Origin of the sequence: Rickettsia conorii str. Malish 7 (assembly GCF_000007025.1) — a bacterium.
Lineage (GTDB): Bacteria > Pseudomonadota > Alphaproteobacteria > Rickettsiales > Rickettsiaceae > Rickettsia > Rickettsia rickettsii.
Genome location: NC_003103.1, coordinates 725,027 through 740,096 on the forward strand (window position 1 = coordinate 725,027; position 15,070 = coordinate 740,096).

Here is a 15,070-nt window from a genome sequence, read left to right on the forward strand (position 1 = left end):
AGTTGTTATTATATATACTTAGTCTATCTACTCTTTTAGAAGTATATCTTTTATAATTAATTGAATAGTATAATTATCTTGCCAATTATTAGTTTTTAACGTTCCTATTACGGCAATATTTTTTGCTTTAGGGCTTAATAAAACATCTTCAAATGCAGTTCCTACCGAATTAAAAGCAATAGCAGATAAGGCTTTATTACCAAAGCCTCGCTTATTTGGAACAAGCATACATTTAATATGCTTACTTCCAACGATATCCGCTTTTAATACAAATAAATCATCAAATTTAAATATAGGCTCATGATTTCCTTGACCGAAAGGCTCTAAAGTGTTTAATTCCTCCATTAAAGGGAAATTCACACTATTAACCGTTAAATCAATATCATATTCCGCATGCTTATAATTTTCTAGTTTAGTTATACTAATTCTAAAAGCATTATTAAAAAAATTCTGCAATTCTTGTAATTTTTCAGCCGTTACGGTAAAACCTGCCGCCATAGCATGACCTCCGCCTGCTATTAGCAAATCTTTGCTTTTAGCATTGATAATTTCAGCACCAAAATCAATACCTAAAATAGAACGGCATGAAGCTTTACCAATCCCGTCATTTAAAGCTATAACTGCCACCGGCTTATCAAATTTTTCTTTTAATTTGCCGGCAACGATTCCTATAACGCCTGGATGCCATCCTTCTTTTACGATAAATAATAAACTACTATCTTGTTGTGTCAAAGCAATTTCCATCGCTTCTTCTATCATTAATAACTCAATTACTTTACGCTCATTATTGTGTTTTTCAAGTTCTTTAGCTAATTTATTTGCTTCATTAGAACAACTAGTAGATAGGAGATGAGCACCTAAACTTGACTTTCCTACTCTACCGCCTGCATTGATACGCGGACCTAGAATAAACCCTAAATGATAACATTTTGGTATTTCATGAAGCCCTGCCATATCATATAATGTTTTAATCCCTATATTGTGCCTTTGTTGCATTACTTTCAATCCGCTTGCAACAAATGCACGATTTAAGCCTGTTAATTTCATCATATCGCAAACAGTACCAAGAGCCACTAAATCTAGATACTGCATTAGATTAGGCTGAAGCATTGTTTGCGTGAAATAATTTTGCTTCTTTAAATTCGATAATATTGCAGTTGCAAATAAGAAAGCAACTCCTACGGCTGCCAAATGTTTATATTCGCTTTTTTCATCAATACGATTTGGATTTACTATAGCTACTGCATCCGGTAATATTTCCGTAGCTATATGATGATCGATTACTATAACATCAAGGTTAACGTCTTTTGCGTATTTTAGGGCTTCATGTGCCATAGCACCGCAATCAACCGTAATTAATAATTCTGTACCGTTATCTTTAATTTTTTGCATAGCAAAAGGAGTTGGACCGTATCCTTCAGCTATACGATCAGGAACATAAATATCACATAGTATATTTAAATCTCTAAAAATATTTTTAAGTAAAGCGGCTGAAGTAGCACCGTCTACATCATAATCGGCAAAGATACATATTTTTTGGTTATTTAAAATAGCTGTAACAGTTCTATCTACAGCCTTTTCCATATCAAGTAGATGAAAAGGATCAGGTAATAAATTTTTGATTTTCGGTCTCAAGAAATTTTCTACTTCCTCTAGATTATTTACTCTTAATGATACTATCCTAGCAAGTAAATCACTAATTTTGAAACTACGACATAACTCGGTGACTATATCTTCGTTAATCAGTTTCTGCTGCCAGATTTTACCGTTTATAGATGCTTGTGGTTTCATTTGTTTATTAGGCTGTATTTTTGCTGTATATCGTCATTGTGAGTAGGCATTGTTGCGTGGATCAATTTCACCTCTGTTCACCCCGTGGTCAAGCCACGGGGTGAACAGAGGTGAACGATATACACTTATATCTCCAAAAGTTTTTTAGCTTCATCATCTGCAATTAAAGCTTCAACAAACTCATCTAATTGTCCATTTTTAACTACTTCGTCTATCTTATAAAGTGTTAAGTTTATTCTATGGTCGGATACTCTTCCCTGTGGGAAATTATAAGTACGTATCCGTTCCGAACGATCTCCCGAACCTACCTGCCCTCTTCTGCTATCGGCTCTTTCTTGTTCCTTTTTACGTCGTTCTTCTTCATAAATTCTAGCACGTAGAATTTTTAACGCCTTTGCTTTATTTTTATGCTGTGACTTCTCATCTTGCAAGGCTACGGTAATACCGGTAGGGATATGAGTTATACGTACGGCAGAATCAGTAGTATTAACGTGCTGTCCACCAGCCCCTGAAGCTCTATAAGTATCGATTCTTAAGTCTTTATCTTCAATTTTAATATCAACCTCTTCAGCCTCAGGAAGTACTGCAACCGTTGCTGCCGAAGTATGAATACGTCCTTGTGATTCCGTTTCCGGTACTCTCTGTACTCTATGAACGCCTGACTCAAATTTGAGCTTAGAGAATACATCTTTGCCTTTTATTGACGCCGATGCTTCTTTATAACCGCCTATTCCCGTATCGGAAATTGCTAATATCTCAAAATGCCATCCTTTTAACTCAGCATATCTTTGATACATATTAAAAAGTACGGCAGCAAAAAGTGCCGCTTCTTCTCCGCCGCTTCCTGCTCTAACTTCAATAATAGCACTTTTACTATCCGCATCATCTTTTGGTAATAAAGCAATTTTTACGGCTCTTTCAAGTTTTGGTAACGAATTTTCAAGAGTGTATATTTCGTCTTCAATCATTTCTAAAGTGGCATTATCAAGTCCCACTTCTAGCTTAAAATTATTTGCTTCTTCAAGCTCAGATTTAGCCTTATTATATTCTTTAATTTTTGCTACAACATCTTCAAGTTCTGCATATTCTTTAGATGCCTTAACAAACTCGTCTCCCATAATGCCGGAAGATAGTTTGTTGCCTAAATTTTCGTATTTGTCTAAAATTTTTGCTAAATTATCTGAAAAACGCATGTTATTTTATTGTGATTTGTTTATGGGTGAGATTTCAACGTTATTGCGAGAAGCAACTGAAAGCTGCGATGAAGCAATCTCAGGATATTTGACGAGATTGTCACGCAGCCAGCCTATGGCTGCTCGTAATGACGACTTATATCAACATCAAAACGGGACTCTCTATAAACTTTTTAAATGCTACCAAGAACTCAGCACCGACTGCTCCGTCTACTACTCGGTGATCGGCAGAAAGAGTTACGTCCATAATTGTTGCTATAGTTATTTGATCATTCTTGACTATAGCACGTTTTGCACTAGCTCCGACGCCCATTATACAACTTTGTGGTGGGTTAATTATAGCATTGAAATTCTTAATACCGTACATACCGAGGTTAGAAATGGTAAACCCTCCGCCCTGAAATTCTTCAGGGGTTAATTTATTATCTTTTGCTTTCTTTATTAATGCTTTCATTTCACGAGATAGTTCTAGAATGTTTTTTTGATTGGCATTTTTAACTATCGGTGTAACAAGCCCGTTCTCAATCGCTACCGCTACTGAAATATCGACATTATTGTAATATCTAATTGCATCTTCTCCCCAGCTAGCATTGGCATTTGGCACTTCTTGTAAAGCTTTGGCTACTGCTAAAATAATAAAATCATTAACCGATATCCTTGTTGATTTATCTTCAGAAAAAAATTTATTAATGTCTTCTCTTATATCTAACAATTTATCGACATTACATTCTATAGATAAATAAAAATGTGGAACTGTTTGTTTAGATTCAAGCAGACGCTTGGCTATAATCTTGCGGATATTATTATTTGGTACTAAACGATATTCTTCAGGATTTCTGCTAACTATTTTATTATGAGCAGTGCTAGGAGTATATGATAAGATATCTTGTTTGACTATTCTACCGTGCGGACCGCTACCTTTCACGCTCTCAAATCTAATATTTCTCATTTTTGCAAGTCTTTTTGCAAGCGGTGAGGCGAATATTCTACTAACATCATGTTTTATAACTGTTACCTGTTCTTCTACATTAGCTATATTCTCGTGGGGTTTCGGAAGATTAGCATCTGTTTTCGGTGACGGTGATACACTATTATTTTTTGCAATAAACGCATCAATGTCTGTTTTTTCTTCTCCCTCTTCACTTAACACGGCAATTAAAGAGTTAACAGGTACATTTTGACTATTTTGTGGGATAACTATTTTGGCAAGTATACCTTCATCTACTGCTTCTACTTCCATCGTTGCTTTATCGGTTTCAATTTCAGCAATTACTTCTCCAGGATTAACTTTGTCCCCTTCTTTTTTTAACCACCTAGCTAGATTTCCTTCCGTCATAGTTGGAGATAAAGCAGGCATTAAAATTTTAATCGGCATAACTTATTTAGATTTGACTTTTTATTGTTGTTATTACACGTCATTGCGAGGAGAGGCCAAGCCTCGACGCGGCAACCTCATGAAACAGTAAAATTCCTGAGATTGCCACACTCTCTACGTTCGCGCGCAATGACGATTTGAGTAGCTATTGCACCTTAATATCAGGGCTAACGATCATTATCATCTGCTTACCTTCCATTTTAGCATGCTGATCGATTTTAACGAGTCCTTCGAGCCCTACTTCTATACGTTTAAATAGTTCTTGACCGACCTCTTTATGAAGAATCTCTCGTCCCTTAAACCATAAAGAAATTTTTACTTTATCTCCGTCTTTTAAAAATTCTTTTATTTTTCTTAACTTAGTTTCAAAATCACCTATACTAATATTAGGTTTAAATTTCATTTCTTTAAGTACGACGATTTTTTGTTTTTTGCGTGCTTCATGCAAACGTTTTTTGCTTTCGTACTTAAACTTACCAAAATCTAGAATTTTACAGACAGGGGGTACAGCATTCGGTGATATCTCGACTAAGTCAAGACCGGCCCTTTCCGCCATATCTAATGCTTCTCTAATATTTACGACGCCGTGCATTTCACCGTTTTCGCCTACTAAACGCACTTCTCTAGCTCTGATTTCTCTATTAGCCTTAGGAAAATTATTTTTAGAAATAAAATGTCTCCGTATTATGTTTATAAATAAATATATATTGCATTTAACTTATTTTATTTAAAATTACAAGTAAATAAAATATTTTATCTTTAATTTTATTTAGAAAGTTTTAAAAAAAATTGAAACTACAAGGCAAATTCCAAATATTAATAAACAGATGCGTGTTAATTTAGCGACTCTTGCCTGTATTTTCAAGTTTTTTAGGTCTATAGCATGCCTATGAGCTTGCTCTTGTTGTGCCATATGCATTAATTCCTGTAAAGTACCGGGATAAATACTCTCATACTCACTGATTAAATCAATTGGCGGTAATATATGTTCAAATTTTTTACGGTAAAAATTATTATCAGGTTCGTTTACACTAAAAGTCTTAGCATAACCTTTATTTAATCTATTATTTTTGTAAAAAAAACGTTTAGTCTCTTTCATATCCCTGTTTTATTTTTTGAAATGTATATAATATATTACTTTCAACTATTTTAAAATAATCAATTAATTGCGTTTCTTTTTTTTGCTGTTGTTTGGAGCTTTTCATATTTATTATATTCTGTAGCTCTGCATATACTAGTTTTATAAAACTTTGTTTCATTGATTATACTAAATTTATAAAATCTGTTTTTGGTATTAGCGGTTCGTCCCTAAAATTTATAGCATTATTAAATTTATTGCAACAGGTTATAAAATTTTTATCACATCCGGCAGTAATTTTTACTTCCTCGGCATCTTTAACATAATCCGGTATAATATCCTCTAATATAATCAAATCACCGAAATTGCTTAGAACTTTAATGTTAAAACGATTTTGCTGAATATAATTTGACCGCCGTTATAATAGCCGTTTTCCTCAAAAATACCTTCAATGATTATATGGTTTTGTGCGGAATCGTTAAATTCTGCTTCTTTTAAATCTAAACTGGAATTCGGTAAAAACACTCTCTCTTCACTTTTTATAGCATGATCGCTATTTGTTGAGTTTAATTCCTCACCACTAGCTCGCTTAATTTGAAAACAAAAAATTCGTAAGCTTTGTAATTACCTCTTCAATCGCAATACTCATATAATCACCTCCACTAACTCTATGTTGTATAACGCTATAGAACCGTCTACAATAAGAATATTCAAAACTATCTATACTCAATCTAACTGCTACGTCAAAAGTAAAATCAGTAGTTAAAATTACATCTTGACCTAAGGGACTTGGTAAGTTCACTATACCATCGTTGTAATCTACAATGCCCATAGTTCTTACATTATTAATGTATAGCATGACACTATTATTAACCGGTTTAGTGATAACTCGTTCGTAAGGAGCAATAGGATTGCCATATATCTTCCTTAGCTGAAATTTATTTAAATTACCGTCCCCTTTAGCAATAACTTCGTTAATTCCTCTATAATCTGCATAATTCCTAAATCTCAAAGCAAAATTACTTCCACATCTTGCTTTAAAAAAGCTATTAAATTGCTCAAATTCCGTACTGCTTAACCTTGCATTTTTGATTAAATATTTCTGACTCGTTAATTGCGAAAGGATCTTCACTATTTTGCTGTTGACATATTTCAATAGTTTTTACGTGAGTAACAACACTTGGTTTGAGAAATTTTTCATTAATATTTACTGACAATAAGGAGGTATTTATACATTGTTCATGCTTAAGTTCTCTTCCGACTAAGACCATAATATCTCTAAATTGTGTTATATTTATATTTTGAAGTTCATAATTAGGCATTTTTTATTACTTCGTCATATAATTCTACTAAACCTTCACATGCGTTATTATTACCTGTAAATAGTGTATATTTAAAAGCTTTTTCAATTTTATAAAATCTTGCATTAATGTACGAATGTTATTAGAAGAAAGTTTTTTAAATTCGTTTAATTGCTCATATGCATTTGTTAAAAACGCTTGAGACAGATAACTTGGGTTGTTATTCTCTTGGGGCATATATTTATTACCTTGTTAAATTGGAGCTTAAGTAGAAGTTAACAAAAATTAAATCTACAATTTAAATTTAGTAATATTTTTGCTAAAAAAAAGTTCGGCAGTGGAAAAAGAGATTATTTTTTTGGACGGTAGTTGCAATATTATTCTGCCGGTATTATCGATATCTTTAAAAAGACCGGTTACTATATCATTTTGATATTTAACGCTAATATTTTCATATAACTTATAAGCATGTTCTAACCATTTTTTTCTAATAAAAGGAAAACCGTTATTATGCCAAATTTGATAATATTCTTCAAAATTTTCTATTAATATCTCAAGTAAAGCTTGCGGTTCTATAGGTGGTAGATTTTCGCTTATTAAGCTAGTAGTAGGCTGGTCGATATTATCAGGGTGATAGGTAATATTAATGCCGATACCGATAATAAGGTAATAATTATTTTCTACTTTAACAGATTCAAGAAGTATACCGGCAATTTTCCGACTGTTAATTAATACATCATTGGGCCATTTTAGTTGTATAATGTTATTTTCGTTCCTTATGTCATTCCCGCGAAAGCGGGAATGACATAGAGCACTATGGGAGTGACATAAAGAGGTTATACTATCATAAACGCTAAGTGCCGTAACAAAAGATAATTGCGGCAATAATTCTAGCTCTTTATCAGGCTTTATTAGTAAACTTACATGTAAGTTACCTGACCTAGACTGCCAGTTTTTGCCGCTTCTACCGCGTCCATTAGTTTGGGATTTGGCAAGTACTGCATAGTTTGAATCAACTTTAGCATTCTGAGCCATTTTCATAGCCTCAGAGTTTGTACTGTCTAGCTTGTCAAAAACAATTAGTTTAAATTTACCGATATTCATTTTTTTTAGTAGCCGTCATTGCGAGGAAAGGCGAGCTTTGTTGCATGGCTTGAAAAACCCGCTCGATGTCATTCCCGCTTTCGCATGAATGACATAAAAACACATAACTCGCCCCCTACTGACATGACTTGTAGCTACACTATATTTGCTTTGAATTTTTGGTGCTTCGCTTTTACTCTTAGTTATAAAGCTTTCTAAAGCTTGTTGAGTAAATTTAAACTTAGCAATATTTTCATCAAAGGTTTTAGTTTTATCAAATCTTACATCTTTATTTTTATCTATTCCAAGTACCTCACAATGAAACTATCTTTTATTTTACTTGAAGCAGCAGTATCATTTAAGGTATACAATAAAGCGTTTAATGAGTTTGTATCGGCTTTTAGTGTATTATTACGACTAGTTGCAGCAATAATTACATATTCTTTAAGCTTTTCATTTAATTCTTTTTCGTTTAATGCTCCGGTTTTACAAAATGATAATAACATCTTTGCTTTATCATCATGATTTTCAATAACTCCTTCTTGCCATTTAGAAGTATTATTTTCTTTTGACTGAATAAACATTTCTAACAATTTAGTGCCAAATGTTTTATGTAGATTTTTATTATCATAAACTTCATAAACATTTAGTAGAAATTTTTGATGGTCAAATATTTTATCTGCTTCTTTGCCAAGGTCATGATTATTCAAATGTTCTCTAGTTTGACAATATCCTTTAATATGCAAATAATTAGAATATTTTTGTGCATCTTTGAAATCCAAAGTATCTATTCCGGCAGTATCTAAAACAGCAGTGTTTAAAGCATTTTCACGTAACTGTTCATTAGTTGCTCTTAGAGTTTTCAGTATATTTAAATTTTCCTCCTACTTTTGCAAGTGTCTTAAATAATATATCAGCTAAAAACTTTATGATATCACTTGGGCTTTCAAATTTTTTTGCACTATATATAGCAATATTTGCATCAGTTTCCATACCCGTACCAAAAGCCATAGCTAGAGTTCTACCTTGTTTTTTAGCTAAGGTAATCTCCTCCATATTATCAGTTATTGCTTTTGTATCAAATTCCAGTTCATTGCCTTTAAAATATTTTGTCGGTATATTATCTCTATATCTGCCGTCTATATATTTTTTACTGTCAATTTCTACCGGCTTAAAAACAAGCGGTATAGAAGCAGAAGCACAGCAAGCTAAAGTAATTTCAACATTTGGCGTATCAAAACTATTGAAAATAGTTAGTTCACTTGTCTCTTGCTGAGTTGCCATAATTACTAAATCTTTATACTGCACTGGATTGTATTTTCGCAGTAACGCTATATCCTTAAAATATATTTTACCGTCTTTTTGGTTGTATCTTTCTCTTAATTCATCAAGAGCTTTATCATCTTTAACATTTACTATATCTGATCTCTGTAAAAAATTTCCTGTATTATTCTTTAATAACAAGTTCTAATAGAGCATATAAAGGTTTACCATCTTTATTTAACTGTATTATATCCGCAGAAAATCCTTTTTTTCCAAGTAAAGTTTGCAGATTTAGAAATTTCTTCAAATCGCTCAGGCGGGTGTCCCAAGAGCTACCACTGTGGCAGTTATAGCACCAGCGGAAGAACCTGCTACACCGCCTTGACATTATATAAAATACCAGCTTTTTTTGCTGTCTCATAAGCTCCGGAATATATTGCTCCCTTAGCTCCTCCTCCACTAAAAGCTATATATTCGATAGGAGCTTTCTGTGCTTGCTCTAACTCCTGCAATGTTTTTGTTTGATTGCTAGAAGATTGTTGAATTTTTTTAGGTCTTTTAACTCCTCTAATATATCAGATTGCTCATTAACTCCAGGAGTTTGTGACTCTTGCTTCAGATTATTAATAATAGGATGTTTTCTTACCTTTATATCAGCCATAGTTTTATTTTATTAAGTTATCTTCTACAAACTTCCAGTTGATCATATGCTTAATAAATATGTCAACATAATCAGGTCGTTTGTTACGATAATCAATATAATAAGCATGTTCCCATACATCACATGCAAGAAGCGGCTTCATACCGTGTGCTATAGGTGTACCGGCATTAGCGGTTTTTATAATTTGTAACCTATTATCGTGATATATAAGCCATGCCCAGCCGCTACCGAATTGCCCTACTGCCTCTTGCTTAAACTGTTCGCAAAACTCTTCAAAACTACCGAAATCTTTATTAATTTGTTCTAATATTTTACCGCTTGGCTTACCTCCGCCCTGCGGCTTTATTGAATGCCAAAAAAAGGTATGATTCCATATTTGGGCTGCGTTATTAAAAATAGCCGCATTTGAGTTTTGTGATGACCATTCTATTATTTCTTCTAAATCTTTTTTTTGTAATTCTTCTTTATCTTTGAGTAAATTGTTTAGATTTTGTACATAAGTATTATGATGCTTACCATGATGATAATCAAAAGTCTCGAGAGTAAAATGTGGTTTAAAACTTTCTTTCTCATAAGGTAAATCAGGTAAAATAAAAGGATATGAGGTTTGATTAGATTTGTTGCAATAGGTCATATTATTTTCTCCTATGTTGGTTTTTATATATTTATAGCGAGAATCAATACGTCATTGCGAGGAAAAATTGAAAATTTTGACGAAGCAATCTCAGGAGTCCTACTTTATGAGATTGCCACGCTCCTTGCAGTTGCTTGCAATGACGATTTAGTATCCACGCAGGCATGACATCATAGTAACTTATAAAAATCGGAAGCTAAATAAAGCGATCCGGTTATTATAATATTTGCTTTATTATCGCCGTTTATCTTCTTTATATCACTAATCGCTTCTTCGAGTGAGTCGCTTGCGCTAAAATCAATACCACTCTTTCTGCCTTCCAAATTTATTGTTTCTGCACTATGGCTTAGCGGTTCGGATAAAACTTTAACGCCGTAACCTTTAATTGTCAAATCCTTAAAGTAAGAGCAAAATTCCTCAATATTCCTATTTTTAGTCATACCGAGTATTAAATATATCGATGATTTTAAATTATCACGCATCCAATTTGCCAAAACTTGAGCGCCGCTATTATTGTGAGCTACGTCTATCCAAATTTGAACATTATCACCTATTAATTTAGAATATTTTTTCGGTTCTATTTTTTCGATTCTAGCAGGCCAAATAGTATTTTGTAATCCTTTAGCAATAACCTCATTACTAATATTAAATTGTTTGTTAATAAGGCTTATTAAGGCAATAACGCTTGCAGCATTTATTAATTGATGATCACCAAGTAGCGAAGGAGTAGGAAACTCATAGGTAAAATTTTGTGATGAATAAATAAATCCGTTGTCCGTCTTTTTAATACCGAAATCATATTCATAACAGAAACTCGGTACTTCTAACTCTTCAGCCTTGGCAAATAATGTTTCATAAACTTCCAAAACTTGCATACTTATAACGCAAGGAACACAAGACTTCATAATACCAGCTTTCTCAACTGCTATTAGGGGTAATGTATTACCCAGCATATGCATATGATCATATGAAATAGGTGTAATTAAAGTAATTAACGGTTGTTCTACTATATTTGTTGCGTCTAACCGACCGCCTAGTCCCGTCTCTAAAATTAATATATCGGCTTTTGTTTTCTCAAATGCTAGAAACGCTGCTGCCGTAGTACCTTCAAAGAAGCTAGGTTCAACATTAAATTTTTCGCTTGCTACCCTCACCTGCTCACAAACCTGCCATAATTCATTATCCGAGATTTTCTCACCTGCTACTACGATTCGTTCATTAAATTCTAATAAATGAGGAGATGTATAGCAATGTACCTTATAACCGGCAAGCGTAAAGATGCTTTTAAGCATAGCACTACTTGAACCTTTACCGTTTGTGCCTGCTATATGTATGACGGGAGGAAGCCTTAAATGAGAGTTACCTAAGGCTCTTAAAAGTCTTGCTATATTTTCAAGATCATATTTAATGTTATTTTTCCAGGTCGGCACCGGAAAATGCGGCATTAGCATTGTTATTTATTTTTTTCATGAATGATAGAGTTATACCATATTTGTTGTCAACTTAAAGATCGATGCCACTCCTGCAAAGGTGGTGTTTTTGCATGGCTCGAAAAACCTACTCGATGTCATTCCCGCGTAAGCGGGAATCCAGGGTAAAGCGAGATAAATCAAACTTTTAGAAAGCTTAAAAGTAGCGGATTCCCGCTTACGCGGGAATGACATCGAAACTTTAGATCAACTGTTTTTAGGCAATACTGAAGTTCATCGAGTTTTTGGTTTTACTGCATTGATAAGTCCAATTAATAATACTGATTTAATTATTCCCGGTATTATAAAAGGTAATACGCCGCCGTAAAAGGCATCGCTTGCTCCTAAGAGTGTAGAGAGCCACATCCAGCCTAAACTCATAATAATTATATTACCGATCAAACATAAAGATATCTGATTTAACCATTGATTAGAAGTAAAAATTTTATCTTTTAAGCTAGCCATAACATATACGGCAATTACAAAACCTGCTAGATATCCTCCGGTAGGACCGAATAATATTCGTAAACCGCTTGAAAATTCTCCGAACACAGGGATTCCCATTGCTCCAAGAGTTATGAAAGATAATATTGTTAAAGGTGCGGTAGTCTTATTATATGTAAGTCCGATGAATATCACTGCAACGGTTTGCAATGAAATAAATATAGGCTTTATAGGTATTACTATTTGTGAACAAATAGTAAGTAATGCCACTCCTAAAACTATTTCTATTGCTTGCCTTGTGGTTAACGGTAGTGAGATTGAATTAAGTTGCATAAAATTACCGCATGATTTATTTTTAAGTAATTACACTAAATAGAATTATATAATGTCCTTGTCAAGAATATAAAAATGAAAATAAAAATTTATAATGATCTAGGAGTTTCAAAAGAAAGTATTAAGCATTGCGTGCATACCTTAAGACTTTATGCTCCAAAGTATAACGTAGATTATATTACTGCACAAGAAATTATAGACGAAAAGTGGGTTCAAAACACCTTATTACTTATTTTACTCGGTGGAAGAGATTTATACTATGTACAAAAATTGCAAGGCAAAGGAAATGCTAATATAAAGAATTATATTAAAAACGGTGGTAATTTTCTTGGGATATGTGCAGGCAGTTACTACAGCGGTAACTATGTAGAATTCGCTAAAGGAACAAATATAGAGGTTATAAGTAAAAGAGAATTAAAGATTTTCAATGGAACGGTTAGAGGACCATTGCTTGCTCCTTATTGTTACAACTCACATAAAGGAGCAAGAGCCGCTTATTTAAAAATAAATCCAACACTTAATTTAAATATTAAGGATTGTTATGCTTTTTATAATGGCGGTGGATATTTTATTGATGCAGAAAATACCAAAGATACTGAAATAATAGCAAGTTATGAGGATTCTCAGGCTGCAATAATAAAATGTACTTACGGCGACGGGACAGCTATTTTAAGTGGAGTGCATCTTGAATATGAGCCTGCACTCATAAAAAATCAATCTCTTAATAATATTCATAAAATACTAAAAGCTCATGATACGGAAAGAATCAAATTATTAAATTATATATTAGACTTCTTCGGAAACACGCTTATAGAGAGGAATTTGTAGGAAACACGCAGCACAACAGAACCGCAGCGTACGTAGAAGTACGTGAGAGGATGTGAACAGCGAATTGACTCACAAATTACCTCTAGAAGTAGAGTTTCCGAAGAAGTCTATTCAAAAATCTAAATCTGTATAATAGTTTGGAGGGGTAAAGCCAGGAATTCTATCTTGTAGTAATAACCTAAAAGCCGGTCTTGATTTAATTAGTGAATACCAATGTTTGATAAGCGTCCATTTATCCCAATAAATCTCACCGAAATAATCGAGTACCGATAAGTGACAACTTGCGGCAATATCGGCAATAGTTAGTGACTCCGATACAAGATAACTTCTTTTTTCTAGTAAAGAAGTTATATATTCTAAGTGATAATTTAAATTATTTTTTGCAACACGTAAAAACTCGGTTCGTGGGCTGCTCATTTTAGCAATTGATCTTATAACTTTTTCATCGATAATAATCTTAGTAACTTCACGATAAAATTTATCGTTAAACCAAAAGAATAATCGTCTAATTTCGCAACAAATATCAATATCTTCATCTAAAAAATTAAAATTCGGATATTTGCTATTAAGATATTCAACAAAAGGATAAATACCTACCACAAATAAACCGTATGATTCTGCTAAAATAGGTAAAGTTCCGGCAGGATTTATTTTTAAGAAATCTTTATTGAATTGCCAATAATCTTCTTTAATCGTAGTAAATTCTATATCTAATTCTTTTAAGAAGACACGGGCTTGTCTTGAAAGAGGACAAATAGGATTATGATATAACTTTTTCATTAAATTGTGTTACAGTCCTAGTCATTCCGCGACTTGATCGCAGGATCTATCAATATTTGTTAAGCTATTTTCTAAGCTCCCGCGATCAAGTCGCGGGATGACAATAAGGTCTATAAGCCGGATTCTGTATGAATATCAATTCATTGCAGTTATTTATCTAGGATAAACGTTACCGTTTACCTCAAGCGATCTACCCGCATTACAAGCCGGCTAGAGATAACCCGGGAACTTGATAAGTTCTGTAACGCCTATTTGATCTTGCTCTTGGTGGGGTTTACCATGCGTAATTTGTTACCAACTTACCGGTACGCTCTTACCGTACCTTTTCACCCTTACCAAAAATACTCGATCAACTGCAAAAATTGGCTGCGTCATTTCACAAGTACTACGGTACTCACGTATTAAGTATACGCTCCGTTCCTCGTCTTGTGAACTCCTAGCTCTTTTTGAAGGATCTTCGTATTCATACTTGGCGGTGTATTTTCTGTGGTACTGTCCCTAAAGTAATAATACTCTGCCGGAGGTTAACCGGCACCATACCTCTATAGAGTCCGGACTTTCCTCGTGATCTATAGCTTTGCTATATTATCACGCAACTGCACGACCATTTAGAATTATGATCAATTTTCTTAAATTCGTCAATAACATTTAGAATAAGTTCAATTAACTTATTAGGTTCTGTGAAGGTTTCTAATTGATTTGCTATTTTGAGATATTTTTTAGCGAAAATTAATAAGATTTTTTTTGAAAATTTGACTTTTGTACACAGAATATAATTAAATTAGTAAGTATAATAACAAATTTAAAATTTCAACTATTTTATTAAAGATATTCTTA

General features: G+C 33.3%; 13 protein-coding genes, 1 other RNA gene and 4 pseudogenes. 2 read left to right on the plus strand and 16 right to left on the minus strand.

Annotation, left to right across the window (positions count from 1 at the left end; genetic code table 11):
• Window positions 1-27 precede the first annotated feature (27 nt).
• From recJ to RC_RS03915, 14 genes and pseudogenes are all read right to left on the minus strand, one after another.
• Window positions 28-1,791 carry a single-stranded-DNA-specific exonuclease RecJ gene (gene recJ, locus RC_RS03850; RefSeq protein ID WP_010977377.1) on the minus strand — a complete coding sequence of 588 codons (1,764 nt, stop codon included), beginning with the start codon at window positions 1,789-1,791 and terminating at the stop codon, window positions 28-30.
• Between the two features lie 125 nt (window positions 1,792-1,916).
• Window positions 1,917-2,984, minus strand: a complete 1,068-nt coding sequence (gene prfA, locus RC_RS03855; protein ID WP_010977378.1) for a peptide chain release factor 1 — start codon at window positions 2,982-2,984, stop codon at window positions 1,917-1,919.
• A gap of 136 nt (window positions 2,985-3,120) precedes the next feature.
• A complete protein-coding gene (locus tag RC_RS03860) occupies window positions 3,121-4,359 on the minus strand; it encodes a pyruvate dehydrogenase complex dihydrolipoamide acetyltransferase (RefSeq protein WP_010977380.1) in 1,239 nt (412 codons plus the stop codon).
• 145 nt (window positions 4,360-4,504) lie between these two features.
• Complete coding sequence (infC, locus tag RC_RS03865; RefSeq protein WP_081420718.1) at window positions 4,505-5,065, minus strand: translation initiation factor IF-3; 561 nt, start codon at window positions 5,063-5,065, stop codon at window positions 4,505-4,507.
• 63 nt (window positions 5,066-5,128) lie between these two features.
• The gene (locus RC_RS03870; RefSeq protein ID WP_010977381.1) at window positions 5,129-5,458 is read right to left on the minus strand and encodes a DUF2335 domain-containing protein; all 330 of its coding nucleotides are present in this window, start codon (window positions 5,456-5,458) and stop codon (window positions 5,129-5,131) included.
• On the minus strand, window positions 5,445-5,618 hold the full coding sequence (locus RC_RS10305; protein ID WP_010977382.1) for a hypothetical protein: 174 nt from the start codon (window positions 5,616-5,618) through the stop codon (window positions 5,445-5,447). Before RC_RS10305 ends, RC_RS03870 begins: the two co-directional genes overlap by 14 nt.
• A 3-nt stretch (window positions 5,619-5,621) precedes the next feature.
• A complete protein-coding gene (locus RC_RS07665) occupies window positions 5,622-5,792 on the minus strand; it encodes a phage BR0599 family protein (protein WP_004995615.1) in 171 nt (56 codons plus the stop codon).
• Window positions 5,793-5,806: 14 nt separating this feature from the next.
• A pseudogene (locus RC_RS11040) lies at window positions 5,807-6,086 on the minus strand (hypothetical protein).
• A 33-nt stretch (window positions 6,087-6,119) separates the two neighbouring features.
• Window positions 6,120-6,569: pseudogene (locus tag RC_RS03880) on the minus strand (TIGR02217 family protein); the annotation flags it as partial.
• Window positions 6,570-7,029: 460 nt separating this feature from the next.
• Window positions 7,030-7,842 (minus strand): biotin--[acetyl-CoA-carboxylase] ligase, encoded by an 813-nt coding sequence (locus RC_RS03890; RefSeq protein ID WP_004995619.1) that lies wholly within the window; start codon window positions 7,840-7,842, stop codon window positions 7,030-7,032.
• 111 nt (window positions 7,843-7,953) lie between these two features.
• Window positions 7,954-9,745 (minus strand): annotated as a pseudogene (locus RC_RS07675) (patatin-like phospholipase family protein); the annotation flags it as partial.
• A 4-nt stretch (window positions 9,746-9,749) separates the two neighbouring features.
• Window positions 9,750-10,379, minus strand: a complete 630-nt coding sequence (locus RC_RS03905) for a superoxide dismutase (RefSeq protein WP_010977391.1) — start codon at window positions 10,377-10,379, stop codon at window positions 9,750-9,752.
• 170 nt (window positions 10,380-10,549) lie between these two features.
• Window positions 10,550-11,830 (minus strand): folylpolyglutamate synthase/dihydrofolate synthase family protein, encoded by a 1,281-nt coding sequence (locus RC_RS03910; protein WP_010977392.1) that lies wholly within the window; start codon window positions 11,828-11,830, stop codon window positions 10,550-10,552.
• 252 nt (window positions 11,831-12,082) lie between these two features.
• Window positions 12,083-12,625: a biotin transporter BioY gene (locus tag RC_RS03915; RefSeq protein WP_010977393.1), complete on the minus strand. Its 543-nt coding sequence runs from the start codon at window positions 12,623-12,625 to the stop codon at window positions 12,083-12,085.
• A 75-nt stretch (window positions 12,626-12,700) separates the two neighbouring features.
• Here RC_RS03915 and RC_RS03920 point away from each other — a divergent pair, with 75 nt between their 5' ends.
• Entirely contained in the window at window positions 12,701-13,453 is a 753-nt protein-coding gene (locus RC_RS03920; RefSeq protein ID WP_004995637.1) for a BPL-N domain-containing protein, read from the plus strand.
• Window positions 13,396-13,577 (plus strand): annotated as a pseudogene (locus tag RC_RS11045) (palindromic element RPE1 domain-containing protein); the annotation flags it as partial. The gene RC_RS03920 and the pseudogene RC_RS11045, both read left to right, overlap by 58 nt.
• Here RC_RS11045 and RC_RS03925 read toward each other — a convergent pair.
• Both RC_RS03925 and rnpB read right to left on the minus strand, forming a co-directional pair.
• On the minus strand, window positions 13,565-14,233 hold the full coding sequence (locus RC_RS03925) for a glutathione S-transferase family protein (protein WP_010977394.1): 669 nt from the start codon (window positions 14,231-14,233) through the stop codon (window positions 13,565-13,567). The pseudogene RC_RS11045 and the gene RC_RS03925 overlap by 13 nt on opposite strands.
• A gap of 97 nt (window positions 14,234-14,330) precedes the next feature.
• An RNA gene (gene rnpB, locus RC_RS06915) (RNase P RNA component class A) lies at window positions 14,331-14,845 on the minus strand.
• Between the last annotated feature and the right edge of the window lie 225 nt (window positions 14,846-15,070).

Coding starts and splice junctions, on each gene's coding strand:
- RC_RS03910 (WP_010977392.1), bottom strand. CDS start 11,830: ATGCTAATGCCGCATTTTCCGGTGCCGACCTGGAAAAATAACATTAAA.
- RC_RS10305 (WP_010977382.1), bottom strand. CDS start 5,618: ATGAAACAAAGTTTTATAAAACTAGTATATGCAGAGCTACAGAATATA.
- recJ (WP_010977377.1), bottom strand. CDS start 1,791: ATGAAACCACAAGCATCTATAAACGGTAAAATCTGGCAGCAGAAACTG.
- RC_RS03870 (WP_010977381.1), bottom strand. CDS start 5,458: ATGAAAGAGACTAAACGTTTTTTTTACAAAAATAATAGATTAAATAAA.
- RC_RS03860 (WP_010977380.1), bottom strand. CDS start 4,359: ATGCCGATTAAAATTTTAATGCCTGCTTTATCTCCAACTATGACGGAA.
- RC_RS03915 (WP_010977393.1), bottom strand. CDS start 12,625: ATGCAACTTAATTCAATCTCACTACCGTTAACCACAAGGCAAGCAATA.
- RC_RS03905 (WP_010977391.1), bottom strand. CDS start 10,379: ATGACCTATTGCAACAAATCTAATCAAACCTCATATCCTTTTATTTTA.
- prfA (WP_010977378.1), bottom strand. CDS start 2,984: ATGCGTTTTTCAGATAATTTAGCAAAAATTTTAGACAAATACGAAAAT.
- RC_RS03920 (WP_004995637.1), top strand. CDS start 12,701: ATGAAAATAAAAATTTATAATGATCTAGGAGTTTCAAAAGAAAGTATT.
- RC_RS03890 (WP_004995619.1), bottom strand. CDS start 7,842: ATGAATATCGGTAAATTTAAACTAATTGTTTTTGACAAGCTAGACAGT.
- RC_RS03925 (WP_010977394.1), bottom strand. CDS start 14,233: ATGAAAAAGTTATATCATAATCCTATTTGTCCTCTTTCAAGACAAGCC.